Source organism: Exiguobacterium sp. s193, assembly GCF_018618755.1.
Classification (GTDB): Bacteria; Bacillota; Bacilli; order Exiguobacteriales; family Exiguobacteriaceae; genus Exiguobacterium_A.
The window spans coordinates 100,123-123,032 of record NZ_JACSMR010000009.1; the positions used below are offsets into that span (position 1 = coordinate 100,123).

The 22,910-nt window shown below is 43.7% G+C and carries 26 protein-coding genes and 1 riboswitch; of the genes, 8 read left to right on the plus strand and 18 right to left on the minus strand.

Translation table 11 applies throughout. The annotated features are described in order from the left end of the window. Positions 1–95: 95 nt before the first annotated feature. Positions 96–1,895, plus strand: coding sequence for an LTA synthase family protein (locus KNQ04_RS11505; protein ID WP_214850897.1), 1,800 nt, complete (start codon positions 96–98; stop codon positions 1,893–1,895). 64 nt (positions 1,896–1,959) lie between these two features. Here the strand turns inward: KNQ04_RS11505 and KNQ04_RS11510 are convergent, their stop codons facing one another. From KNQ04_RS11510 to groES, 10 genes are all read right to left on the minus strand, one after another. After that, the gene (locus KNQ04_RS11510; protein ID WP_214850898.1) at positions 1,960–2,742 is read right to left on the minus strand and encodes an SDR family NAD(P)-dependent oxidoreductase; all 783 of its coding nucleotides are present in this window, start codon (positions 2,740–2,742) and stop codon (positions 1,960–1,962) included. A gap of 31 nt (positions 2,743–2,773) precedes the next feature. Then, positions 2,774–3,775, minus strand: coding sequence for an NADP-dependent oxidoreductase (locus tag KNQ04_RS11515; RefSeq protein ID WP_214850900.1), 1,002 nt, complete (start codon positions 3,773–3,775; stop codon positions 2,774–2,776). A 33-nt stretch (positions 3,776–3,808) separates the two neighbouring features. Next, a complete protein-coding gene (locus KNQ04_RS11520; protein ID WP_214850901.1) occupies positions 3,809–4,657 on the minus strand; it encodes an alpha/beta fold hydrolase in 849 nt (282 codons plus the stop codon). Positions 4,658–4,730: 73 nt separating this feature from the next. Then, the gene (locus tag KNQ04_RS11525) at positions 4,731–5,306 is read right to left on the minus strand and encodes a TetR/AcrR family transcriptional regulator (RefSeq protein WP_214850902.1); all 576 of its coding nucleotides are present in this window, start codon (positions 5,304–5,306) and stop codon (positions 4,731–4,733) included. A 243-nt stretch (positions 5,307–5,549) separates the two neighbouring features. Further along, positions 5,550–6,092: a GNAT family N-acetyltransferase gene (locus KNQ04_RS11530; protein WP_214850903.1), complete on the minus strand. Its 543-nt coding sequence runs from the start codon at positions 6,090–6,092 to the stop codon at positions 5,550–5,552. A 1,093-nt stretch (positions 6,093–7,185) separates the two neighbouring features. Next, positions 7,186–8,907, minus strand: a complete 1,722-nt coding sequence (locus KNQ04_RS11535) for a DUF2326 domain-containing protein (protein WP_214850904.1) — start codon at positions 8,905–8,907, stop codon at positions 7,186–7,188. After that, a complete protein-coding gene (locus KNQ04_RS11540) occupies positions 8,904–9,143 on the minus strand; it encodes an ABC-three component system middle component 6 (protein WP_214850905.1) in 240 nt (79 codons plus the stop codon). Before KNQ04_RS11540 ends, KNQ04_RS11535 begins: the two co-directional genes overlap by 4 nt. Before the next feature lie 7 nt (positions 9,144–9,150). Continuing rightward, positions 9,151–10,083, minus strand: coding sequence for an ABC-three component system protein (locus KNQ04_RS11545; RefSeq protein ID WP_214850906.1), 933 nt, complete (start codon positions 10,081–10,083; stop codon positions 9,151–9,153). A gap of 210 nt (positions 10,084–10,293) precedes the next feature. Further along, the gene (gene groL, locus KNQ04_RS11550) at positions 10,294–11,931 is read right to left on the minus strand and encodes a chaperonin GroEL (protein WP_214850907.1); all 1,638 of its coding nucleotides are present in this window, start codon (positions 11,929–11,931) and stop codon (positions 10,294–10,296) included. 19 nt (positions 11,932–11,950) lie between these two features. Then, positions 11,951–12,235: a co-chaperone GroES gene (gene groES / locus KNQ04_RS11555; RefSeq protein WP_029331860.1), complete on the minus strand. Its 285-nt coding sequence runs from the start codon at positions 12,233–12,235 to the stop codon at positions 11,951–11,953. 220 nt (positions 12,236–12,455) lie between these two features. Between groES and KNQ04_RS11560 the strand changes: the two genes are divergently transcribed. Together KNQ04_RS11560 and KNQ04_RS11565 are read left to right on the plus strand one after the other, a co-directional pair. Next, positions 12,456–13,148 (plus strand): CPBP family intramembrane glutamic endopeptidase, encoded by a 693-nt coding sequence (locus KNQ04_RS11560; protein WP_159173267.1) that lies wholly within the window; start codon positions 12,456–12,458, stop codon positions 13,146–13,148. A 21-nt stretch (positions 13,149–13,169) separates the two neighbouring features. After that, positions 13,170–13,403 carry a DUF4305 domain-containing protein gene (locus tag KNQ04_RS11565; protein ID WP_159173266.1) on the plus strand — a complete coding sequence of 78 codons (234 nt, stop codon included), beginning with the start codon at positions 13,170–13,172 and terminating at the stop codon, positions 13,401–13,403. A 52-nt stretch (positions 13,404–13,455) separates the two neighbouring features. On the opposite strand, the gene KNQ04_RS11570 is transcribed toward KNQ04_RS11565, so the two are convergent. After that, positions 13,456–13,749, minus strand: a complete 294-nt coding sequence (locus KNQ04_RS11570; RefSeq protein WP_214850909.1) for a DUF2089 family protein — start codon at positions 13,747–13,749, stop codon at positions 13,456–13,458. 29 nt (positions 13,750–13,778) lie between these two features. Further along, positions 13,779–14,066 (minus strand): hypothetical protein, encoded by a 288-nt coding sequence (locus tag KNQ04_RS11575; protein WP_214850910.1) that lies wholly within the window; start codon positions 14,064–14,066, stop codon positions 13,779–13,781. A gap of 239 nt (positions 14,067–14,305) precedes the next feature. Next, positions 14,306–14,389, plus strand: a riboswitch (cyclic di-GMP riboswitch). A gap of 25 nt (positions 14,390–14,414) precedes the next feature. Here KNQ04_RS11575 and KNQ04_RS11580 point away from each other — a divergent pair. Further along, on the plus strand, positions 14,415–15,209 hold the full coding sequence (locus KNQ04_RS11580; RefSeq protein WP_214850911.1) for a hypothetical protein: 795 nt from the start codon (positions 14,415–14,417) through the stop codon (positions 15,207–15,209). 80 nt (positions 15,210–15,289) lie between these two features. Here the strand turns inward: KNQ04_RS11580 and KNQ04_RS11585 are convergent, their stop codons facing one another. Beyond that, complete coding sequence (locus KNQ04_RS11585) at positions 15,290–16,345, minus strand: NAD(P)/FAD-dependent oxidoreductase (protein ID WP_214850912.1); 1,056 nt, start codon at positions 16,343–16,345, stop codon at positions 15,290–15,292. Positions 16,346–16,528: 183 nt separating this feature from the next. Here KNQ04_RS11585 and KNQ04_RS11590 point away from each other — a divergent pair, with 183 nt between their 5' ends. From KNQ04_RS11590 to KNQ04_RS11605, 4 genes are all read left to right on the plus strand, one after another. Further along, positions 16,529–17,320, plus strand: a complete 792-nt coding sequence (locus KNQ04_RS11590) for an ABC transporter ATP-binding protein (protein ID WP_214850913.1) — start codon at positions 16,529–16,531, stop codon at positions 17,318–17,320. Positions 17,321–17,324: 4 nt separating this feature from the next. After that, positions 17,325–18,233: an iron-hydroxamate ABC transporter substrate-binding protein gene (locus KNQ04_RS11595; protein WP_214850914.1), complete on the plus strand. Its 909-nt coding sequence runs from the start codon at positions 17,325–17,327 to the stop codon at positions 18,231–18,233. Positions 18,234–18,296: 63 nt separating this feature from the next. Next, a complete protein-coding gene (locus tag KNQ04_RS11600) occupies positions 18,297–19,304 on the plus strand; it encodes a FecCD family ABC transporter permease (RefSeq protein ID WP_214850931.1) in 1,008 nt (335 codons plus the stop codon). Then, on the plus strand, positions 19,301–20,308 hold the full coding sequence (locus KNQ04_RS11605; protein WP_214850915.1) for a FecCD family ABC transporter permease: 1,008 nt from the start codon (positions 19,301–19,303) through the stop codon (positions 20,306–20,308). The genes KNQ04_RS11600 and KNQ04_RS11605 overlap by 4 nt, the downstream gene beginning before the upstream one ends. A gap of 225 nt (positions 20,309–20,533) precedes the next feature. Here KNQ04_RS11605 and KNQ04_RS11610 read toward each other — a convergent pair whose 3' ends face one another. The 5 genes from KNQ04_RS11610 to KNQ04_RS11630 form a co-directional block, all read right to left on the minus strand. Next, the gene (locus KNQ04_RS11610) at positions 20,534–21,019 is read right to left on the minus strand and encodes a hypothetical protein (RefSeq protein WP_214850917.1); all 486 of its coding nucleotides are present in this window, start codon (positions 21,017–21,019) and stop codon (positions 20,534–20,536) included. Between the two features lie 27 nt (positions 21,020–21,046). Then, positions 21,047–21,514 (minus strand): hypothetical protein, encoded by a 468-nt coding sequence (locus KNQ04_RS11615; RefSeq protein WP_214850918.1) that lies wholly within the window; start codon positions 21,512–21,514, stop codon positions 21,047–21,049. 18 nt (positions 21,515–21,532) lie between these two features. Then, positions 21,533–21,994, minus strand: a complete 462-nt coding sequence (locus tag KNQ04_RS11620; RefSeq protein ID WP_214850919.1) for a hypothetical protein — start codon at positions 21,992–21,994, stop codon at positions 21,533–21,535. 22 nt (positions 21,995–22,016) lie between these two features. Next, positions 22,017–22,493, minus strand: coding sequence for a hypothetical protein (locus KNQ04_RS11625; protein ID WP_214850920.1), 477 nt, complete (start codon positions 22,491–22,493; stop codon positions 22,017–22,019). 172 nt (positions 22,494–22,665) lie between these two features. After that, positions 22,666–22,824, minus strand: coding sequence for a hypothetical protein (locus KNQ04_RS11630; RefSeq protein WP_034801002.1), 159 nt, complete (start codon positions 22,822–22,824; stop codon positions 22,666–22,668). Between the last annotated feature and the right edge of the window lie 86 nt (positions 22,825–22,910).

Below are 22,910 nucleotides of genomic sequence, written 5' to 3' on the forward strand. Positions count from 1 at the left end.
ACCCACCGCCCGCAGCACATCCTGACGTTCTCCGGCTTGGACTTTAGGGTAAATAGCATCAGACAACGATGATACAGACAAGGAGGTTGGCTTTGATGATCGGATTCGGTTATGCATTTTATTTACTGTTAGGCATGCTAAAATTTTCACTCTTCAGCTTTTATACGAACACAGAAATTTCATTTAAGCTCGTCCTGTTGAACTTCGCCGGGATGTTGCTGTTATCGAGCTGGACGCTGCTCATCCAGTGGAAGAAACGGCGGTGGATTTGGCTTGGTTTGTTAGTGCTACATAGTTTCCTGTTAGTCTCAGATCTTTGGTATTACCGCTATTTTGACGATTTACTGTCCGTTTCCCTGATGTCACAAATGCTGCAAATGAGTGATGTCGGCAGTGGTTTCATGGCACTGATTGTCCCGACCGACTTTTTCCTGTTCGCAGATAGCATCATCTTCGGACTCGTTTTAATTTTCTTACGGAAGAAACCGTTTGTTGTTGCGAAACGAAAGCAGCATCGTTCGGCGGTTGCCGCTTTTCTTGCCGGCATCGTGCTGTTCGCAGCACCGCTCACCTATGCCGTCGTCAAACAGGACCAACGGCTCGACCAGTCGATCTCCGACATGCGTGACTATTACCAGCTCGGGTTTTGGGGATATCACGGCGTCGATCTCGTCCGCGGAATCACGCGGGCCATCAGTCCGGATGAATCATTGACGGAGGTACAGCGGCAACGGCTCGAACAATCCGCACCGGACGAAACGGCAGGCATAGCCGACAAGCCGAACATCATCATGGTCCAGTTGGAATCCTTCCAAGGGTCCGTCATCGGACAGACGATTAACGGGCAGGAGCTGACGCCGCACTTAAACGAACTCAAACAGGAGTCGCTCTACTTTTCGTCGTTTTATCACCAAACGCATGAAGGACGGACGTCGGATGCCGAATTCATTACGAATACGTCGCTGTACCCACTGAAGTCGGGCTCCGTCTATACCCGCTTCCCGGACAATGAGTTCGGCGCCTTACCGCAACTGTTAAAAGACAGCGGCTATGACACGGCCGCAATGCACGCCTACGACAAAGGATTTTGGAACCGGGACAAGGTCTACGACAATCTCGGATTCAATCACTTTTTCAGCAACAAAGACTACCCCGACAACAAAGAAATCGGAATGGCCTTAAACGATCAACAGTTTTTAACGAAATCGATTGAGCATATGGAGACGTTACAGGAACCGTCCTTCTCGTTCCTCGTCGCTCTGACGAGTCATACGCCATATGAGATTCCAAAAGGTGAACGCGAACTCGACTTAACGGGGTATGATGATCCGATGCTGAAACGGTATTACCAGACCGTTCATTATGTCGACCAGGGCGTCGGACTGATGATTGACGAATTAAAAGCAAAAAACATGTGGGATGACGCGCTCGTAATCTTTTACGGTGACCACGACAGCGGCTTGACGAACGAAGGCAGCGAACTGCGGGAGAAAGCTGGAATCGACAATCCGGTCGACCTGTTCGAACTTGACCGGCAAGTCCCGTTGTTCATCAAGAAACCGCATCAACAGGACGGAAAGATCATCAAAGAAAACGGCGGACAAATCGATATCGCTCCGACGATCGTCGACTTGCTCCAGCTCGAATCACCGTACATGATGGGGAACTCACTTTTAGATGATGAACCGAACGTGACCGCGTTCCGCGACGGCTCGTTCCGCTATCAAAACTATTATTATGAAGCGGACTTGACGAAAAAAGCCGGCAACGGGATGTGTTATGACGTCTCGACAAAAGAAGCAGTCGCACGCGACATGTGCCGACCGCAGACGAAACAGGTCCGAAACGATTTGCGTCTGTCGGACGCCATCATTGAAAAAAACGGTTTGGAATGATTTGTTCCCCATAACAAAAGAAGGCGCGGACTTCACATCCGACGCCTTCCTTTTGTTGTATAGATTAAGTTTTCGCGCCGTCCTGCATCTTGCGGATGATTCGAGTAATCTGTTTGCGCGGCAGGAGACGCGGAACAAACGAAAAGATCCGGTTTTGTGTGCCGGGGATGATCAGCGTCTCCCCTTTTAGAAATCCGCGGTAGCCGATGTCAGCGACTTCGCCTGCCTCCATCACTTTTCCTTGCAGCATGTTTGATTTCTCCATACTGGCCCGGTCAGCGAATCCGGTTGCCGTCAGGCCCGGACAAAGCGCCGTTACCGTTACGTTTGTCCCGCTGACTTCATTTTCAAGGGCTTCCGTGAAGGACAGGACGTATGCTTTCGTCGCATGGTAGACCGACATCAACGGTCCCGGGAAAAAGCCGACCATCGAGGAGACATTCATGACGCCGCCCTGATTTCGCTGTATCATACCCGGTAAAAACAATTTTGTCATGATCGTCAATGCTTTGATGTTGACGTCAATCATGTTCGTTTCCTGTTCGAGATCCGTTTCGACAAACGGTCCGAACAGACCGAATCCGGCGTTGTTAATCAAATAATCAACCTGAATCTTTTTCTGACGCAGCTCGTCAAAAATTTCCTGCGGTACACCGGGCGCCGCAACATCTTTCGCGATGACCGTGACGCCGACACCGTATGTCATTTGATAGTGCGTCGCAAGTTCTAAAATCTTCGCTTCACTCCGGGCAACGAGCACCATCTCATAGCCGTCCCGGGCAAACCGGTCGGCGAGTTCCTTACCGATGCCGCCGGAGACACCCGTGATTAAAACGGTTTTTTGCATGGGAATCCCTCCTTTTCTGTCTCATCTGATGTTAAAACGTAATGATGACTTTCCCTTTCGGACGCCCCGTCGCAACTAATTCCAGTGCTTCATTGATTTCAGCGATTGTAAACCGTTTCGGATGCAGCGCCGGAACAATCTGGTTCGCTTCGACGATTGACGTGATTTCTTTTAACTGACCACCGTCCGAGCGGACAAAGATGAACCGGTATTCGACACCGTGTTTTTTCGCTGCCCGGTCATACCCGGCGCCGGCGAGTGAAAATAAGGTCTGTTTCCAAAACGGAAATTTCCGATCCTTCGCGAACCGTTTATTCGGTCCGGTCCGCAGCGACAACAACCGTCCGCCCTGCTTCAGGATGCTGAGTTCTTTTTTGAACTCCTTTGGTCCGAGCGTATCGATGACATAATCGACGTTCGTCAAAAGGTCTTCGTAGTTTTGCGTCGCGTAATCGAGGTATTGATCGGCACCGAGCTGCATCGTTCGCTCACGGGATTCGGCATTTCCGCTGACAATCACTTTCAGCCCAAGCGTTTTCGCAATCGGAACTGCCATTTGACCAAAACTGCCGGACCCGCCCGGAATAAAGACCGTTTTACCAGACCGGACGTTTAATTCTTCGTGCAGTCCCTGATAAGCCGTCAATCCAGTCAGTGCGACAGCTGCTGCCTCTTCGTACGATACATTCTTCGGCATGATGGCAAGGGCTGCCGCATCGACAGCCGCGTATTCGGCTATCGCTCCGATTTTTTCGATTGGCAGACGGCCGTAGACGTCATCGCCGATCGAAAAGCCGTGCACCTGTTTCCCGACCTTTTCGACGACACCCGCCAGTTCGTTCCCAATCGTCAACGGAAACGTGTAATCCTGGATGAGCTTGACGCTGCCCGTCATGATCAGCATCTCAAGCGGATTGATGGCGGCGGCTTTGACCTTGATCAATACTTCGTGTTCGTTGATCTCAGGCACAGGTACTTCGTTGACCTGGGCCTTGATCGTTTTGGAATAGTTACTGATTTGAGCAGCTTTCATGAGAGATCCTCCTTTGTCTGTGCCGACAGATGCTTAAATCGCATCTGAATCCAGGAATAAGTTGACGTGTGCAGCAAACAGTTCCGGGAATTGGAACAAGTGACCGTGACCTGAATCCGGATAAATGATTAGTTGCGCGTTCGGCATTTTTTCCGTCAGGATGTAACTGTTTTGTGTCGGAACCATGACGTCATCGACGCCGTTTGTCACGAGGACCGGATGTTCGATCGTCCGTAACCATTCGTAGTCTTCGTCCGGCTTCGCCTGCGCCCATTTTCCAACAGACCGCATCTGTGCCTCTTTGACCTGATCCGAGCTGTTAAACTGTTTCTGCGCAAAAATCCGTTCAAGCGACGCCATACCGGCTGCCCGACTCGTATCGGTCGGTCCATAGAAAAAGAACATGAAGTCGTTGATGCCGTCTTCTTCCGTCCCCCCCTGGCGATTCATCCGTTCAAAAATTTCGGGACGTGGATTGATACCGGCTTCCGGTGACGTCCCGGCCAAAATCATTTTCCGGACGAGGTTCGGTGCTTGCAACGCGACTTCTTGTGCTACCATCCCACCGATTGAAAAACCAAGCACATCGACTTGCTCATGTCCGAGCGCTCGGATAAATGTAACGGCGTCTTGCGCCATTTCCGCCACACTCGTTGGTGTTTCGCTATTCGTCTCACCAACACCTTTATTGTCGAACAGGATGACCGGACGTGTTGCTGCGAGTGGTGCCAACAGTTTCGGATCCCAGTTTTCGATTGTTCCTCTGAAGTGGACGAACAAGACGAGTGGTGTGCCTTCTGTTTGTCCCATTGTCCGGTAGGCATACCGTGTTCCTGCTGCTTCGATAAATTGGGATTGTGTCGGTAATTGAGTTGTAGTCATGATTAGTTTCCTCCTTAAATGTAGTAAAGCTTTTTTTAGAATGAACGTTCTAGAATAAGTAAAAAAAAGAAAGTCAGTCCAGCACTTTGAGTGCCAGGGTGATGATACTTTCTAATTCTTTTTGACTGTAATTCGTTTTGATCAACACGCGCAGACCAATCAGATTGTTGTGCAGAAAACGCGCCGTTTGTTCCGGATCGATTTCGTCCGACAATTCGCCGTTTTGCTGTCCATGCCGGATCAAATCCTCGAACATGCCTTCCGTCCGGTTGAACATCGCTGTCACGAGCCGGTCGATTTCCTGATCAAGTAAGGACAGTTCGACTGCCGCATTCACTGACAGACATCCTTTTGGATACTGGTCCGAAGAACGAAGGATGAACAGGAACACATCACGGATCGCCGCGTGAACCGACGTCTTTTGGCGGATGATCGTCTCCATCTCATGCGTAATGAATTTTTCATATTCATCGAGAGCCGCCAGGAACAATGAACGTTTGTCGCCAAACGTATCGTAGATACTTCTGCGGTGGATACCCATATGATCGACCAAGTCCTGCATCGATGTTTTTTCATATCCTTGCTCCCAAAACAACTCCATCGCTTTTTTTAAGACAACCGTTTCGTCAAACTCTTTACTTCTAGCCATGTCATTTCTCCTTCAATCGTTGCAAAAACCATCATCGCTGTTTTTTAGAATGTTCGTTCTAAAAAGGGTAAGTTGTTTTTCTGATTACAAACCGATCATACCCTTTCTAGAACGATTAGTAAAGAATGAAGTTTTGTTTTTATTTTTAGTGTTCCTGTTCCCTTCAAGATTCTATATCAAATTCGCCTCAGATCATTATGAAATAACCTGAAGCGATTGCCTAAGTCACTCTTAATTTTAAACTTAAAACAACTTATACCAATACAACGTGATATCGATTTCGGCATTAGCTGACTGTTTCAGTGTATCCACACCACCAAGGACAAATCCTTCTTTGACGTAAAAACGGCAGGCAATCAAGTTATCGTTTTGTGCTTCAAGCGACAGTCCGATCAACGACTGTTCCTTCGCCCAGGCTTCGGCTGCTTCAAGCAATAAGTGACCGACGCCGCTTTTCCGGAAATCCTTTTTGACGGCAATATTTTCAATATAGGCAAACCGGTTCCAGTCTTTGACGAGACGGATCTGACCGATGCACGCGTCTTCGTGAAAGGCTAACAAAACAATTTTTTGATTGCTGTCGATATAAGCAGACCAATCCAGTTTGTCATCCGGAAAGCGGATTTCAGATGGAGTATCATATAATTCTTCTCCATAGGACCAGGCGCCGTTCGAAAAACTCGGGAGAATTTTGCCGATGATTGGAAAAGAGTCGTTCGTGTCGTTAATAATATTTATAGAATGATTTTTTAAAGATTTAATTGTAATTTCTGTGTTTTTCTTCATAAATATTTCTCCTTAATGATGTACTTTAACTTTATCTTTTTAATATAAATTCACATTATATTGAATTGAAAAATAAAATAGCATAAGAAGCATTGATCTATCAAAAAACATAAAAGTTTGTTACTAAGAATATCTTCGCCCACAGTTTTAATAATACTAAACTATAAAGACAAGACTCTTGGAAAGAAGAATATGAATCTGAGCAGGCTAAAGCATAGACCGAATATTATCTTCGTCAAAGCTAATAATTCCAATTTTTTGTAATTATTCAAAAAAGAAACGACAATAAAGCGATACCAAATCTGAACAAAAAACTATTCATTATATTGATACTGATTTAGGAAAGATGATTAAAGAGCTAAAGCAACGGAGAATTTAAAGAATCAGTCACTTTCAATCTTCTGCAATAATTACAAACAGTGGATTGACAGACGAAAACAGAGAGATGCGCAAGAAAGCGAATTTGACAACAGCTTCAGATGAAGGTAGGTATTACCAAGTATATGCGAGAACAAAGTCGAGATGAAGTTCTGTCAAAACAAGTGAAGCGTGCAAGAAACAATTACAGTTATTGAATGAAATAAACTAATCGATTAGCATGTTTTTCTTAGACATAAAACAAGCCCGATTTCCTAAAAATTCGGAAAGGAAATCGAACTTGTTTTTATACGCGAGGATATGCTTTACGTATCTTTTGGGTAGATGTAAATGAGTTCTGTCATATTGATGAGGTGACCAATGTTTACTCAACCATTACTGTTCCTCATTAAACAAGACCTCTTATTTTGTCTTGATGATTCAGTCGAATAGTTTCGGAATTAAAGGAAAAATATAGTCCTGATTTAGGAATCTATTTTATAAAAAAGTGAATCTTAATCTTTAAGCTGATGTTAATTGATGGATATTCGAAAGTTGACATTTAAAGTTCTATATTTTCAAAAGGAGATATATTCTAGTTTCTAAATTTATTGATAGTCTGAAAGAACGGTAAATCAAAAACTGATGATAGAAAACTATAACGATAATCCAAGTACAATCTTCAAATTCTTTAACAGAAATCTAAGCAATAAAGAAATAATTTATAAATTTTTTCTTACTTTTCATATTCCATATCTACTTGTATGCCCAACAATTTACTTTCTTCAGATTCATCTGTCAATTGTAACCTTATATTATTATCTATTAGTTGAGTATATTCTTCTACTGTTATCAAATCCTTGAATGAATGTAACATATCTTCATTGACTGTACATATATATTGAAAGTTTTGATTTACGGTATATTGGTCTGCTAGTTTGAATAATGTATATCGCTGTCTTGGATCCATGTCACTAAATAATCTACTATCATGAAATATAAATTTCATCCTGTGATTTTTTTGCAGGAGTAACATTGTCATATCAAAGCAAAAGATTTTTACCTCGTTAACACCATCTGACGAATCGTCTTGAATTTTAGCTTTCAAATCATATCTAATTGTGTTGTTACCACTATTATTTTCAATAATAATTCCACCTGGTTTATCATAGAAGCTTTTAGATATTTCTCTAAAAGTATTCATTATGTCATCTAGATTATCTTTTATGTCTTCAAGGTAATCTTCTGTTAATTTTTCTTCAGTAGCCATATCAGTTTGTATATTTCTCAGATCTTTTTTATATTTTTTCGAAAGTTCTTGATATTCTACAAATTTAGCATATTGAGTTTTTAAATCTTGAATTTTATTATTTAAAGCAAGATATTCATCTAAAGCCTTATGTGTGTCTAAATATTTTAATAGCTCATCAATTTTCTTACCAATTTTTTGTATCTCATTTTTAACGTTGGATAATTCCTTTTGTTTTTTCGCTAATTCATTATGCAACCTATTTTTTCTAGACAAAATCAATTCCTTATGAAATTCAGCACTTTCTTCAACGTTTTTTACAATCATTTCAGGAATTTGTTTTTCTGCTTGACGATAGAGATCAAAAATTTTGTTTAATGAGATATCAGGCTTTATATCTAAAGATTTTTGAATATTTCTAATGGTATTATTTATTAATACTCTCTTATTTTCTAATTTCTTTTTATCAAACTTAGCCATATCTGCTATAACTTCAATTTCACTATAGTTTTCAGAAACATTAAAATTTTGCAGATCTGTTTCTAAATTTATTATCTCTTCTTTAATATCTAGTATTTTTATATCTGTTTCGTTACCGGAATTGCTTTCTAAATTGGAAAATGAATCTGCTTTTTTAGCAGCATCATCAATTTTTTTGAATTCTTCACGTAATTTTTTTTTACTCTCAATAAGCTCAGTATCTAGACCTAATAAAAAAGCGTTATTTAAGATTTTTTGGTAATCCTGCTCTTTTTTTATAAAGGTATCGTATTGTACATATGATTCTCTATTTCGACGAATGAATCTAGGAAATAGTGTATTGAAATTCATATTTTTAATTGGTTCATTGAGATTAAACACTTTAGCTAACATTTCATTCCTGAAGTTTGTAAGAGTTTTCTTTTTTCCATTTAAATATATTTCTGTTTGTTTACTCGTATTTCTTGTTATAACAAATTTCTCTTTACTAATTTCAACTTCTAGTTTAAATTCCCAATCAGGGATTTTTTCTTCGAAAACCTTTATTTTATTTGAACCTAAACAAAAATGAATTAAATAAATAATCAATGACTTGCCCACACCATTGTAAGTATTTCTTTTATTATCATTAGTAGGATTTGCTTGTTTTCCAATAATTAAATTTAGTCCATCTTTGAATTCAATAGCATGAAATTTATTATTATTAGAGGAAAGTCGAATTAATTTCATTTTACAGAAATCCTCCCTTCGCTTATTTTTATAGCATCAATGATGTAGAGATAATCGATTGCTAAAATTAAATTGTCAAATGAATGTGCAAAAGGGTAAACTCCTTTTTCGACAGAACTATTAAATTCATCCCACAACATATCTATACTTTTAGCTTCAGTTAATAATTCTAAGACGTAACCCCCTAAACCAAATAGAGATTCTGCTAAAGTAATATGCTTTTGAGGTAAAATCATATCTATATCACACCTTTATAGGTTCTTCAAAAATATCGCAAGATTCAAAGAAATACGACATTAGTACTAATGCAGCATCTACTACTGCCTTGCTACGCTTAGGACAACATTTTTCTAAAATATAATAGAATCTTTTATCAGGATAGCCTTCTTCTGATTCAGCATACTTATTTTTAGATTCCTCGTAAAGTTCCCCTATCTTAGTATATAGTTCCTTACGTATCAGTTGACTATTAGCTAAAAAATATTCTTCTAAAGATCCGGAACTATAATTAGCCATGACTAATAAATCCTCTACTTTACCGCTTAATGAATTAAATTTAATCTTTTCATAAAAATCTGGTACTACTAGCTTAGAGTTTGTACTAAAATTTACTTCTACGTTCATAACATGATCAATTACTTCGTTAAGAATACTATAGTCCAATATTCCTATGTCTGCTTCTGGTAAATATCCAATAATATCTATAATATTATCTATATCTAATTTAAATAATTCATCTTCTAAGCTTGCTGCGGAAAAAACTTTACATTTTACCGTAGGATTGTCTATTCCTAGTTTTATTAATTCTTGATGTACCGGTGCAGGAATCCCACCATATTTGTCATTTATAACGTAGTGAAAGACTTTGATTGGACAAATTGCGTTCCAATGTTTTAAAAGCCCTTCAAAATCTGTCTTTAGTTTCTTTAATGAATCTTTAATAGTCTTTTCTTTTTTTAAGTCTTCAGGACCAAATACTTGATAATACATTCCTTGTAATTGATCAAATCCATCATTTTTCATATCACCAATGTTGCCATATGCCTTTACCAATTCAAAATTACTATTATTTTTCTTCATAATTTTTGTAAATAAATTTTCAAATGCTTGACCATTACTCTCATGAATTAGCAACTTAAATCTCAGCCTAACCAAATATGTGTCACTTCTGTTCATATTTTTTATTCCCCTTAATAAAATTCTTGTACATACATATTATACTATTTCAATTTTTTAGGACAATGAAATGTTAAAATTTACAGAAAGCGACTGTTTTCTAATTCTTTTATTTATTTTATTGAAATTATTAATAAATTTAATAAATAAATAAAAAACGTCAAACCTAATCAATCAAGGTTTGACGTTTTTTATTTAATTCAAAGTTTTTTACATCATTCCGCCCATTCCACCCATGCCGCCCATATCAGGCATTGCAGGTGCACCGGCTGGTTCCGGTTTGTCGGCGATGACGGCTTCTGTCGTCAAGAACATCGCTGAAACAGACGCTGCGTTTTGAAGTGCTGAACGCGTCACTTTCGCCGGGTCGACGATTCCTGCTTCAATCATGTCGACGTACTCGTCTGTCGCGGCGTTGTAGCCCATGCCTTGTGCTTCATGTTTAAGACGCTCGACGATGACTGAACCTTCTTGACCGGCGTTTTCCGCGATTTGACGGAGTGGTGCTTCGAGCGCACGAAGGACGATGTTGACGCCTGTCGCTTCGTCGCCTGTTGAGACGGCAAGAATCGATTCGACGGCTTTCGTCACGTGGATGAAGGCTGTTCCCCCACCGGCAACGATTCCTTCTTCGACGGCTGCACGTGTCGCGTTGAGTGCATCTTCAATCCGGAGCTTCCGTTCTTTCAATTCCGTTTCTGTTGCTGCCCCGACTTTGACGACCGCTACGCCGCCAGCGAGTTTCGCAAGACGCTCTTGCAGTTTTTCACGGTCGAAGTCGCTTGATGTTTCTTCGATTTGCGCACGGATGGCGCCGACACGTGCTTCGATTGAATCACTGTGTCCGTGTCCTTCGACGATTGTCGTGTTGTCTTTTGAGACGACGACTTTCGACGCACGACCGAGTTGCATGATTTGCGTTTCTTTCAAATCAAGACCGAGCTCTTCTGTGATCAACTCTGCGCCTGTGACGATCGAGATGTCTTCGAGCATTGCTTTACGGCGGTCACCGAAGCCCGGTGCTTTCACCGCAACCGCGTTGAACGTACCACGGAGTTTGTTGACGACGAGTGTCGCGAGTGCTTCGCCTTCGACGTCTTCCGCGATGATTAAGAGCGGTTTATTTTGTTGGACGACTTGCTCAAGGACCGGCAAGATTTCCTGGATGTTCGAGATTTTTTTATCTGTGACTAAGATGTACGGGTTCTCAAGGACCGCTTCCATCTTGTCTGAATCCGTGATCATGTATGGTGACGCGTATCCACGGTCGAACTGCATCCCTTCAACAACGTCGAGTTCTGTCGTGAAGCCACGTGACTCTTCGATCGTGATGACACCGTCCTGACCGACACGTTCCATTGCTTCCGCGATCAATTGACCGACTTCTTCGTCAGCAGCAGAAATTGCCGCAACTTGTGCGATCGCTTCTTTGCCTTCAATCGGTTTTGCAATGGCGTGGAGCTCTTCGACGGCACGGCGGACCGCTTTTTCGATTCCTTTACGGATGACCATCGGGTTCGCGCCTGCTGTGACGTTTTTGAGTCCTTCACGGATCATCGCTTGTGCGAGGACTGTCGCTGTTGTCGTACCATCCCCTGCGATTTCGTTCGTTTTCGACGCGACTTCCGCGACGAGTTTCGCACCCATGTTTTCAAAGTGGTCTTCAAGTTCGATTTCTTTTGCGATTGTCACACCATCGTTCGTGATGAGTGGTGAACCGAATTTACGTTCGAGAACGACGTTGCGTCCTTTTGGTCCGATCGTCACTTTGACTGCGTCTGCTAATGCGTCGACACCGCGGAGCATCGCGCGGCGTGCTTCTTCACTGAATAAGATATCTTTTGCCATGACTGAAATCCCCCTTTTATTATTGTGCTACTGCTAAAATATCGCTTTCGCGTAAGATTAAGTATTCATTGCCATCGACTTTGACTTCTGACCCGGCATACTGCGCGTAGATGACATGGTCGCCGACGTTCACTTCAAGTGGTACACGTACACCCTGCTCTGTCACACGGCCTGTACCGACAGCGATGACTTTACCCTCTTGTGGCTTTTCTTTCGCTGACCCAGGAAGAACGATTCCTCCGAGTGTTGTTTCTTCTTTTTTAACGACTTCGATCACGATGCGATCACCAAGTGGTTTTAACATGCGAAACATCCTCCTTGAAAATGACTGTTTTTTAGCACTCACTTTAATGGAGTGCTAACATATTTTTATCTTAAACGGTTTTCGATTGAAATTCAACCCTGAACCCTTATCCGTTTTCCCGAAATCGCCATCTTTGAACCATCACCATTCGTGCGCCCGGTCGGTTTGTTTGTTACAATCGGGACAGTACCTTCAATACAAAGGAGTTGTGTCCCGACCGATGAAAAATTCCGTCAATCTGCCATTCAACATGGCTGATAAGTGGCAAATCCGTCACGTCATTCCGATTGTGATTTATTTGATCGTCCAGCTCGTACCGGCAACATTCCCGAGCTTTCTCTCAAAAAGCCAAATTCCGGGTGTCCTCGGCTGGTGGCTTGCGATCGGCTTCACCGTCGCCGTCGTCGTTTCGTTCTTCTGTCTTCGCCCCGACTGGCAGAAGTGGAAAGCAGAGGGCAATCAAACGGATCCAATCGACACATTAAAGTGGATCGGGATCGGCATCGTGTTGCTTTACGCCTTACTGATTAGTGTCAATCTGCTTGATGCCTGGATGTCTGGTGGCATCGAGAACGTCGCAAAATCACAAAATACGGATGACATCATGAAAGCAATCCAGGTCATTCCGATTTTACAGGTGATGGTCGTCTTACTCGGACCGATCATGGAAGAATTTTTATTCCGTCACATCATGTTCGGGAACCTGTCGACAAAACTGAATTTCATCTTCAGCTTCATCCTCAGTGGGCTCATCTTCGGTTTCATTCACGGAGATAACAAGTTTTTGATTTACGTCGCGATGAGTTTCGTCTTCTCGCTCGTCTTCGTCAAAACACGCCGCATCTTAGCACCGATTGCGATTCATGTCTTCAACAACGGAATCGTCGTGCTCGCACTTTACGCAACGACTTAACTTACGAAAGGTAGTGTTTTCATGCGCCAAGGCTCAAATTTCATGGCATTATTTTATGCCCTGTTCGGTATTCTCTTCATGTACCTCGCGTACAATAATTCGATTGAGGCAGGAACCGTCTTTAACTTCTGGACGATTCTGTTGACGCTGTTCGCAGCGATCGACTTTTACCGTCTCTATCTGATTTTCCGCTTCCGGATGGCCGCGAAGAAGATGATCGAGAAAGAACAAAACAAGAAAAATGATAAAAAATAAGTAAGTACTTTCATCAAAAAGCGCGCCTTCACTATTCGAAGACGCGCTTTTTTTAGTGATGTTTGTCCATTCGATACTTATCAATAATCACTTTCGCGACATCTAGACTAATCCGCTCATCGATTACAAGATTCTTAATCATGTTAACGAATTCGACATCATCTTCCTGTACCGCCTCAATCCGTTGAATAAGTTGATTCAGCTTCGTTCGAACCGTTGGATAAGAGACTTGATACGCAGCTGCCATATCTTTAAGCGACCCTGAATTTAAAACAAACTTCCGTATGAATTCAAGATGTTCTTGTTCTAATGCCAATACCCATGGAGGAACTTCATTTCTATCCATTGTAATGTACTCCTCTATCTATTTTTACGTTACAAATCTTGAACCTCAAGTCGATCCTTTTCCTGCTTCAAACGTTTTTTACGCGCTTTTTCTCCATCCAATCCAATACCAATCAACGTCGAAGTACTAATCATTGTACCGATTTGTATTAAAGATTTTTTATCTTCCGACCAGACGCCTCCATAGAAATAGGTGTAGGTCCCAGCGAGTACGATTAGTATCGGTAATATCCACCCAAGCTTTCCATTTTTCCTAGATAAATAAAATTGCCCAACCATAAAAATAATAACACCAACCGCAATCAATAAGCTCCCCATAACTCTGACCCCACTTCCATTTAATATACTCCAAATATGAATTATATTAATTTTAAAGTCAATATAGTTTAATTTATTTTTAACATTATTTTAAAAATAGTCGTTTTTATCAAAAAAAGCAGTTTAGAATATATTTATTATCTCATTTCAAATAATTTATATTTTACTGACCCATTATCGAAAACCCTCCCCTCTCCATAGAAACGAATCACGTATACTAAATGTACGGTTCTTCACTGGAATCGAACGGGCAAACCCACAGAAATGTGGTGACGCAAAACTACAGGGGCTACCGCTTCCGGCTATGCTTGCCAGTTACCGAAATTCACAAAAGGAGAGTACACTCACATGAAAAAAATCAATTATGCCGTTACTGCCGGTCTTGCTTGTGCTTTGATGCTGACGCCGCTTGGCTCAATCGACGCCAAGAGTAAAACATCGAAGCACGACCGCAACAAAAACGGAATCCATGACAGCTGGGAAAAGAAGTACAAGCTTAAAGGAAAGAAAATCGACCGGCAGGACACGGACCATGACGGCTTAAGCAACTACGCCGAATACAAACTCAAACTCGATCCGCGGAAAAAAGACAGTGACCGCGATAAAATCAGCGACGCAAATGAAGATACGGACCGTGACGGCTTAACTAATGCCGTCGAACTCGAACTCGGGACGAAACCGTATTCACGTGACTCCGACCGCGATGGTGTACTGGACGGCAAAGAACGCAACAAGGCCGGTCACCGTTATGAAGATATGCTGAAAAAAATGAAAATTGCTCTTGCGACTGAGACAACGCAGAGTCAAATCGACTACCACTTTAAAAAGAAGAAAAGTCAGCTGCGTGTCAAAACGAATGATGCGACGGTCGATGAAGCCCGTGTCCGTCAATTGATTCAGTTCATCGAGGCGAACCCGAAGATGACGGAAGAGGAATTACGGGCACAACTCGTCAGCTTGTTTGCCCTCACAGGTTCTTACGAGTTGGAGATTGAACTCGAATACTTCGATCATGCAGAAACGAAGTCCGAGCACCGTCACGTTGAAGAAGACGATCAGGATCAAGACGATGACGATGATTCAGATGATGACTCGGATGACGACCATGAGCACGAAGACCACGAAGATGAAGATGGCGATTAATGCTTAAAATGAAAAAAACACCTGTTCTAAAGACGACCGACGTCCACGTGACGAGGGGCAATCTTTAAAACAGGTGTTTTTTACTTTTCGTTGACCATTTCTTGAATCAACTCACGGTTCCGTTTTTTGAAAACTTCATTGTGGGATGAGACCATCGCGACTTTGGCAGCATCCGGTTCGATGAACTGCTTCGCCCGGTTGACGGCATTCGCCGCATCCTGGAAGGCACCGGAAATCAGGTGGACTTTTCCTTCATGGGCTAAGATATCTCCTGCCGCAAACAGTCCGGGAACACTCGATTCGCTCGAAGACGTTCCCTCGATATAAAACGCATCCACTTGTTTCAACTCAAGATCACAGTTCGCAAGCAGTTCAGCGTCCTGCTCGTAACCATGGTTGATGATGACTTCGTCAATCGCAAGCTCCATCGTCTCCTCCGTCGCACAATCAATCAGTTCAACAGACGCAATCCGGTGATGGTCGTCACTGGCGATCAATTTATGGATCGTCGTGTTCAACAGACAGACCGCTGAACTGTTCACAAGTTGTTCGACTTGCGCTTCGTGACCTGTGAAACAGTCTTTCCGGTACGTCACGTAAACTTTTTTTGCGACCGGTTCGAGTTCGTTTGCCCAATCAATCGCCGAGTTACCGCCGCCGGAAATGATGACGGTTTTGTCTTTAAAGCGTTCAATCGACTTGACGGTATAGTTCAAGTTCGACACTTCATACCGCTCGGCCCCTTCGATTTTCAGTTTTTGTGGATTGAGGATTCCGCCTCCAACGGCGACGATGACTGTTTTCGAGTAATGGATTTGGCCGGACTCCGCCTCAAGGACGAAGTTTCCGAAAACGTCTTTTGTGATCGAGATGATTTTTTCATTTAAATGAACAGTCGGATTAAACGTCAACCCTTGTTCAACGAGCTGCTCCATCAGTTTGGCACCGGTAATCGGCGGTTGTCCTCCGACGTCCCAAATCATTTTTTCCGGATAGACATGAATCTTTCCACCAAGCTCTGCCTGGTATTCGATGACTTTCGTCTTCATTCCGCGTAGTCCACTATAGAAAGTCGAGTACAACCCGGCCGGACCTCCACCAATTACCGTTACATCAAACAATTCCTGCTGTTCCATCTCACTCACTCCTCACTGTCCACCACGACTGATTATCATTCTCACTACCCATGATAACGTGAACATCTCTTGAAGACAAGAAAAAATGTTGACAGCGTTTTTATAGAACTGGTATGGTTAGGAAGACGATAGTGATAATCATTATCAATGAAAACAGCTTGAAACGAGAAGGAGCCTCTGCGTATGGTACGTCTAGCAACAGAAGAAATTAATATCGGTTACGGAGAACGTACCATCGTGAAAGACTTGACGGTCCAGATTCCTGATCGGCAAATCACGACGATCATCGGTGCGAACGGATGTGGTAAATCGACCTTGCTGAAGGCGATGACCCGGATCATTCCACATCAATCGGGACGTGCGTTACTCGACGGACTTGATATTGCAAAGGAAAGTACGAAACTGCTTGCCCGGAAAATGGCGATTCTGCCCCAGACACCGGAAAGCGCAAGTGGTCTAACGGTCGCAGAGCTTGTCTCATACGGTCGTTTTCCTTATCAAAAAGGGTTCGGCCGTTTAACGAAACATGATTACGAGATCATCGACTGGGCGTTAGAAGCGACCGACACGACGGCCTTCAAACACCGGCCGGTCGACGCCTTGTCAGGTGGACAGCGGCAACGCGTCTGGATCGCGATGGCGCTTGCGCAGGAAACGGACATCATCTTCCTCGATGAACCGACGACCTACCTCGATCTCGCCCACCAACTCGAAGTCCTGGAGTTGCTCGAGCATCTCAACCGGACGGAAGGACGGACAATCGTGATGGTATTACACGATTTAAATCAGGCTGCCCGTTTTGCCGACTACATCATCGCGATGAAAGAAGGCGAAGTCGTCAAAGCCGGAACGTGCGAGGAAGTCATTTCGCACGATGTCTTAAAAGAAGTATTCCATATCGATGCCGAAATCGGCCGTGATCCACGGACGAATAAGCCGATGTGTGTCACCTACAACTTAATTAAGGGAGATTGAAATGATGAAAAAGTTTTTATTACCGGTACTTTTATTGTTAACGCTTGTGATCGCCGCTTGTGGCAATACAGATAAAAAAGAAGATACATCTTCTGATACAAAAAAAGAAACCATTACCTATAAATCTGAAGATGGTGACGTCGAAGTCCCGGCAGATCCGAAACGTGTCGTCGTCCTTGCCGGTTTTGCCGGTAACGTCATGGCGCTCGACGTACCACTCGTCGGTGTCGATTCGTGGTCAAAATCAAATCCGAAGTTCGACCTTAAAGACGTTAAAGAAGTATCTGAAGAAAACGTCGAAAAAGTCATCGAACTCGAACCCGATCTCATCATCGGTTACGATACGACAAAAAACATCGATAAGTTCAAAAAAATTGCTCCAACCGTCACGTACACATACGGCAAAGTCGACTATTTGACACAACATATCGAAATCGGTAAATTGCTCAACAAAGAACAAGAAGCCCGCGACTGGGTCAAAGACTTCAAAACACGTGCAGCGGACGCCGGCAAAGACATCAAAGCAAAAATCGGTGACGATGCGACGGTCTCTGTCATCGAAAGCTTCGATAAACAGTTGTATGTCTTCGGCGACAACTGGGGCCGCGGGACAGAAATCCTCTATCAGGAAATGAAATTGAAAATGCCGAAAAAAGTTACGGAAATGGCATTAAAAGATGGCTACTACGCATTATCTCCTGAAGTCTTACCGGAATATGCAGGTGATTACCTGATCTTCAGCAAGACAGCAGAAGCCGATAACTCGTTCACTGAAACGGACACCTACAAAAACATCCCGGCCGTTAAAAACGACCATGTCTTCGAAGTCGATTCGAAAGAATTTTACTTCAACGATCCATTGACACTCGAACGTCAATTAGAGTTCTTTAAGAAAAGTTTCCTTGGCGCGTAACGTATACTAAAGGAGGGAGCCTCACTGCTCCCTCCTTTTTTTGATTCAGACTAACTGGAGGCGATACCCGTGTCATCCGCTCGACTACCTTTTGGATTAAAAATTTCATTCGGACTGCTTCTCTTCGTAGTCATGTTTTGGCTTTCGATGACGTTTGGTGCTGCTGATACGTCAATCCGTGAAGTTTGGAACGCCTTGACGTTTGGTCCGCTCAACGATAAAGCAAAAATCATTCAGGAAATCCGTCTCCCCCGTGAACTGGCGGCGATTCTCGTCGGTGCAGCACTCGGTGTCTCAGGAGCAATCATGCAGGCCATCACACGGAATCCGCTGGCAGATCCCGGTTTGCTCGGATTGACGGCCGGAGCGAACGCGGCACTCGCCTTAGCCATCGTTTTCATTCCCGGCATCAACTATTACGGCATCATGCTTGCCTGCTTCATCGGTGCAGCACTCGGGGCAATCCTCGTCTTCGGAATCGGGGCATCGCGTCAAGGCGGATTTTCACCGCTCCGGATCGTCCTTGCCGGTTCGGCAATCTCTGCTTTCTTGTACGCGATTGCGGAAGGGATCGGGATTTACTTTAAGATCGCCCAGGACGTTTCGCAGTGGACGTCAGGCGGTCTTGTCGGTACGACATGGGGGCAACTGCAAGCAATCACCCCGGTCATCCTCATCGGAACCGTCATTGCGATGATTTTCTCGCGCCAGTTGACGATTCTCAGTCTGTCGGAAGAAGTCGCACTTGGTCTTGGTCAGAACATCACCCGGATTAAAGGGGTGCTTTACGTCGTCGTCATCCTACTGGCCGGTGCTGCTGTCGCCTTAGTCGGCAACATGGCGTTCATCGGTTTAATGATTCCGCACATCGTCCGGGCAATCGTCGGAACCGATTACCGCTTCATTCTTCCGATGACCGCCGTCTTCGGGGCGACGTTCATGCTGCTTGCTGATACGATCGGTCGAACGCTGTTTGCCCCTTATGAAACGCCCGTCGTCGCGATTGTCTCAATGCTTGGTTTACCATTCTTCTTATTGATTGTCCGCAAAGGAGGTCGTGCATTCTCATGATGGAAACTCATCTACGACGCCGTCAACGTCTGATTTTTTGGATTCTCAGTTTTCTTTTACTCGGAACGATTGTCATCAGTATCGGACTTGGACCGGCTTCCTTGTCCTATGACCGGCTGCTCCCGACACTTTTTGGAGAAGGCTCTTTTAAAGAAGATTTTGTTCTATTTTCCTTACGTTTACCACGCATCCTGATTACCTTACTCGCCGGTATGGCACTGGCTTTATCCGGATCGATTTTACAAGGCATTACCCGGAATGAGCTGGCCGACCCCGGAATCATCGGGATCAACACAGGGGCAGGTGTTGCGGTGGCAATTTTCTTCCTCTACTTCCCGGTTGATGTCGGTTCTTTCATTTATGCTTTACCCGCTGCTGCATTTGCTGGCGCCCTGCTGACTGCGATTGCGATTTACGTCTTATCGTATGACCGTGTCCGCGGTCTGCAACCAATCCGGTTGATTTTGACCGGGGTCGGCTTCTCGATGGCCTTATCCGGAATCATGGTTATTCTGATTTCGTCAACGAAACGAGAGAAGGTCGACTTCATCGCCAAATGGCTTGCCGGTAACATCTGGGGGACGGACTGGACGTTTGTTTATGCTTTACTACCTTGGCTGCTCGTGCTCGTACCGTTTACGTTTTATAAAGCCAACAAACTTAATCTGCTCGCTTTAAACGAACCGGTCGCGATTGGTGTCGGGGTATCCATCGAAAAAGAACGGATTCAACTGTTACTGACAGCCGTCGCACTTGCTGCCTCCGCTGTTTCTGTAACGGGTGGTATTTCCTTCATCGGTCTGATGGCACCACATATCGCCCGTGCCCTCGTCGGTCCTCGCCATCAGTGGTTTTTACCGATTGCGCTGTTGATTGGTGGTTGGTTGCTTGTTTTAGCCGATACGATTGGCCGAAATATCGCGGATCCAAACGGGGTGCCCGCCGGTATCGTCGTCGCGCTGATTGGTGCTCCGTACTTCATCTATTTGCTGTCAAAGAAATAACAATCCACGTATCACCGAAAAGAATGAAAACGAAAGAAGGAGTGGATTTGGAGTCCGCTCCTTCTTTCGTTTAGAAATCAACATTCAAGTCGACTTATTTCTTAATTTTTTTCACTACTAACGTGATTACAGAAACGATAACGACTGTAATTAATGTAAAAAGTATCACTGTGATGGTTAGATTCGCCATTCTTCTGACCTCGACTCCTTTTGCAAAAAAAGTTTTTAATACTTGATTCGTTTTTCTTCCCGCTCTGCCCGAATCATCTCCTGTTCCGATAAGTGTGTCGGATCGAGTCGTTTGATTCGTTTATCAACAATCCAATCCAGTGACAGCACCGTTAGGAAAAAGAGAAGGAACGGTCCGATGTATTCGGGACGTGCTACGTACGGCGTGATGAATTGGGCCAGAACGATGATCAGTACTTCGAAGGTGCTGATCACGACATAAGGCAATCCGAGATGATCCCAGACCTCTAGTCCATCAAACCGTTTCTTGAAATAGCGGTACTTCAGGAATCGGACGATCCATTGATAGGACAACAAGGGGACTAACAAAAAGTACTGAAACGATGATTCCGTCAGGTGCCAGTCGTCCGCTAAAAAAAGAAATAAAAACAGTACCAGTCCAAACAATGCTGTCTGAATATAGCGTGCCCGTTTTGAAAATCGCTGATAATCCACTTTCCGCTCGTGATGTATGTTATCCATCGTCTTCCTCCCTCTTTTGTGTGTCGTTTACTTACGGTAGCGCTCAATCTCACGCATCGTCACGAAGGCGGGATCCAGTTTTTTCGCCTTCGCATTTAGTTTGGAAACAAACAACGTAATCACCAGCATCCAGATCAGAATCATTGCAAACGCGACACCTGAATACTGCGGGAAGAGATAGCCCGCGTAGAACAACAACACAGGCACAAAATAGCCGATCATTGAAGCCCGACCGACCTTCAAGACGGTCTCTTGATACAATTCAGCCGGTAAGCGTTGTTTTAAAATCCGCAGACGCATGATTTCACGGACGACGCCCCCGAGACAAAGTAACGGAAGCGAAAATAACGTAAACAGTCCCGTTTCCCAAAAATCCGGAATGAACCAACCGATGACTGCGACCACTAAAACAGGAATCGGAATCAAATATTGGATTTTTTTCAACGGTGGTCCGAGCAGATTTAACCGTGCATTTTTTTCAAGCAATGTATTCATTTAATTTTCGCTCCTACTTTATACATTTTTGTACACTTCCTGATCACTGACAAAATCTGGATCATTGCGCCGAATCTGAGTTTTTAACCACCATTCAGAAACGAAGTAAATCTGAACTAAGATAATAAGAATCAAACTCCACATCTGCCAAAACGACATAGTCATCGTCTGTATTAAAAGGATTGTAAAAGTAACACTTAAGACAACGTTTTGGACAAGCCAAAACCGCCAGTATCTCGTTGCCAGCTCTTTACCAATATACGATTCAAGAATTTTTCGTTTTTTTACTTGATAACGAAGATTGGATCCAAGAAAAGCTGCCGGAAACAAAAGTGTTAGTAGAACCGAATCAAAGACGGTCATTAAAATTCCGATACTCATCAGTAATAAGAACGTCCATAACCATTTCGTTCCTAAGATGTCCTTCTCCATATAGGCAAGCGTCAATTCGTGTAACCGTTCGTCCCGTGCCGTACGCATGATGTTCTCTCCTTTAAGCCTGTCATTCTTCCAGATACTTCACGTGCTTATGCACTTCCTGATCACTGACAAAGTCAGGATCTCCTGACCGCGCTATCTTCTTAAACAACCAGTCGGTCGCAAAATAAAGCGGCGCAAGAATGAAGATGATCCAAAAAGTCATCTTCCATAAGGACAGATCGCTCGTTTCGAGCACGATCATGAGCAACGAGCCGTATAATACGATTTGAATTCCGAGCCACAGCATCGATTGTGTCATGATCTGATCTTTTGAAAGATACCGTTCTAAAATCCTCCGTTTTTCCAACTGGAACGGAAAATCAAAAATCAGATATACAAGCGGTAACAGGCCTAAGTAAAGTGACGAATCCATCGTCTCCGAAAAGATGCCGAGCGTCGCAGCCACTGCCGCCATCACCCAGCCGTTTTTTTGCAGTTGACTCTTATCAATATAGGCAAGCGTCAATTCGTGTAACCGTTTGTCCTGTGCCGTTTGCATCCGTCTTTCCTCCTTCAAGCTCTATTTCGCTAGTGTAACGGTGTAGTCAAAAAATACCGGCCATGTCACAAGCGAACTGCCACACGTTGCTCTCCGTTGTTCTATACTGTCATATACTTACATTTTACCAGTTATGTTTCAAAAAAAAGAAACTTCCTTAAAAAAGGAGTTTCTAGGCCGATACTTGGATGATGAGATAGATGACACTATAGGCAACGATTGCTAACGGAATCAGTGCGACACCGATCAACCAACCGTTCTTATCACGGATTCCGAGATACAGAACAAGACAGCCGACGATGAAGGCAATTAACGTCGTAAATGGATTCATAGTAGTTCCCCCTCAAAAATAACCTATTAAGAAATTTCCCATTCCCGGAACTTGATAAACACACAAAGCGTCGTCTCAGCAGTTCA

Coding starts and splice junctions, on each gene's coding strand:
- KNQ04_RS11580 (WP_214850911.1), top strand. CDS start 14,415: ATGAAAAAAATCAATTATGCCGTTACTGCCGGTCTTGCTTGTGCTTTG.
- KNQ04_RS11620 (WP_214850919.1), bottom strand. CDS start 21,994: ATGCGTACGGCACGGGACGAACGGTTACACGAATTGACGCTTGCCTAT.
- KNQ04_RS11505 (WP_214850897.1), top strand. CDS start 96: ATGATCGGATTCGGTTATGCATTTTATTTACTGTTAGGCATGCTAAAA.
- KNQ04_RS11605 (WP_214850915.1), top strand. CDS start 19,301: ATGATGGAAACTCATCTACGACGCCGTCAACGTCTGATTTTTTGGATT.
- KNQ04_RS11535 (WP_214850904.1), bottom strand. CDS start 8,907: ATGAAATTAATTCGACTTTCCTCTAATAATAATAAATTTCATGCTATT.
- KNQ04_RS11630 (WP_034801002.1), bottom strand. CDS start 22,824: ATGAATCCATTTACGACGTTAATTGCCTTCATCGTCGGCTGTCTTGTT.
- KNQ04_RS11570 (WP_214850909.1), bottom strand. CDS start 13,749: ATGGATAGAAATGAAGTTCCTCCATGGGTATTGGCATTAGAACAAGAA.
- KNQ04_RS11530 (WP_214850903.1), bottom strand. CDS start 6,092: ATGAAGAAAAACACAGAAATTACAATTAAATCTTTAAAAAATCATTCT.
- KNQ04_RS11510 (WP_214850898.1), bottom strand. CDS start 2,742: ATGCAAAAAACCGTTTTAATCACGGGTGTCTCCGGCGGCATCGGTAAG.
- KNQ04_RS11545 (WP_214850906.1), bottom strand. CDS start 10,083: ATGAACAGAAGTGACACATATTTGGTTAGGCTGAGATTTAAGTTGCTA.
- KNQ04_RS11515 (WP_214850900.1), bottom strand. CDS start 3,775: ATGAAAGCTGCTCAAATCAGTAACTATTCCAAAACGATCAAGGCCCAG.
- KNQ04_RS11595 (WP_214850914.1), top strand. CDS start 17,325: ATGAAAAAGTTTTTATTACCGGTACTTTTATTGTTAACGCTTGTGATC.
- KNQ04_RS11565 (WP_159173266.1), top strand. CDS start 13,170: ATGCGCCAAGGCTCAAATTTCATGGCATTATTTTATGCCCTGTTCGGT.
- KNQ04_RS11585 (WP_214850912.1), bottom strand. CDS start 16,345: ATGGAACAGCAGGAATTGTTTGATGTAACGGTAATTGGTGGAGGTCCG.
- KNQ04_RS11590 (WP_214850913.1), top strand. CDS start 16,529: ATGGTACGTCTAGCAACAGAAGAAATTAATATCGGTTACGGAGAACGT.
- KNQ04_RS11610 (WP_214850917.1), bottom strand. CDS start 21,019: ATGGATAACATACATCACGAGCGGAAAGTGGATTATCAGCGATTTTCA.
- KNQ04_RS11520 (WP_214850901.1), bottom strand. CDS start 4,657: ATGACTACAACTCAATTACCGACACAATCCCAATTTATCGAAGCAGCA.
- KNQ04_RS11560 (WP_159173267.1), top strand. CDS start 12,456: ATGAAAAATTCCGTCAATCTGCCATTCAACATGGCTGATAAGTGGCAA.
- KNQ04_RS11615 (WP_214850918.1), bottom strand. CDS start 21,514: ATGAATACATTGCTTGAAAAAAATGCACGGTTAAATCTGCTCGGACCA.
- KNQ04_RS11525 (WP_214850902.1), bottom strand. CDS start 5,306: ATGGCTAGAAGTAAAGAGTTTGACGAAACGGTTGTCTTAAAAAAAGCG.
- KNQ04_RS11625 (WP_214850920.1), bottom strand. CDS start 22,493: ATGCAAACGGCACAGGACAAACGGTTACACGAATTGACGCTTGCCTAT.
- KNQ04_RS11575 (WP_214850910.1), bottom strand. CDS start 14,066: ATGGGGAGCTTATTGATTGCGGTTGGTGTTATTATTTTTATGGTTGGG.
- KNQ04_RS11540 (WP_214850905.1), bottom strand. CDS start 9,143: ATGATTTTACCTCAAAAGCATATTACTTTAGCAGAATCTCTATTTGGT.
- groL (WP_214850907.1), bottom strand. CDS start 11,931: ATGGCAAAAGATATCTTATTCAGTGAAGAAGCACGCCGCGCGATGCTC.
- groES (WP_029331860.1), bottom strand. CDS start 12,235: ATGTTAAAACCACTTGGTGATCGCATCGTGATCGAAGTCGTTAAAAAA.